The following is a 575-nucleotide window of genomic DNA, read 5'->3' on the forward strand; positions in this document are numbered from 1 at the left end:
TCGCGCAGGGCTTCTGAGATGAACTCAGGGCCGTTGTCCATGCGCAGCACCATGGGCGGGCCACCCCAGATCGCGAAAGTCTTCTCCAACTCCTCGATCAGCCGTTCGGCGGTGATCGAGCGGTCCACGATGTTCAGCAGCGATAGCCGGGTGTGCTCGTCCACCATCGACGCGATCTTTATCGTCTTACCGTCGACAGAGGAATCGAACTGAAAGTCCAACGCCCACACCACTTTCGGTGCGTCCGCGACCACGACCGGCACCGACGATTGGCCGACCCGTTTGCGCCGCGGAGCACGCCGCACTTGCAGGCCCTCCTCCTTCCACAACCGATGCACTTTCTTCTTGTTGATCTCGATGCCGTCGTCGAAGCGCAGGTGCGCCCACGCGCGCCGGAACCCGTGCCGGGGGTTCTTGCGGGCATACGTGCGTAGCTGCTCGCGCAGTGCGGCGTCCGGATCGGCCGGGGTGTGTGCGTGCGGCAGCCGTCGATAGGCGGAACGGGAAAGCCCAACTACCCTGCACGCCATACGTTCTGACATGTTCTTGACGTCTTTGAGCATGTCGATGGCGGC

At 63.1% G+C, this 575-nt stretch carries 1 protein-coding gene; it reads right to left on the bottom strand.

The features are described from left to right. On the bottom strand, positions 1–575 hold a 575-nt coding region (locus A5766_RS06140), incomplete at both ends, for a DDE-type integrase/transposase/recombinase (protein ID WP_156527383.1).

The organism is Gordonia sp. 852002-51296_SCH5728562-b (assembly GCF_001665475.1).
In the GTDB taxonomy this organism is placed as follows: domain Bacteria; phylum Actinomycetota; class Actinomycetes; order Mycobacteriales; family Mycobacteriaceae; genus Gordonia; species Gordonia sputi.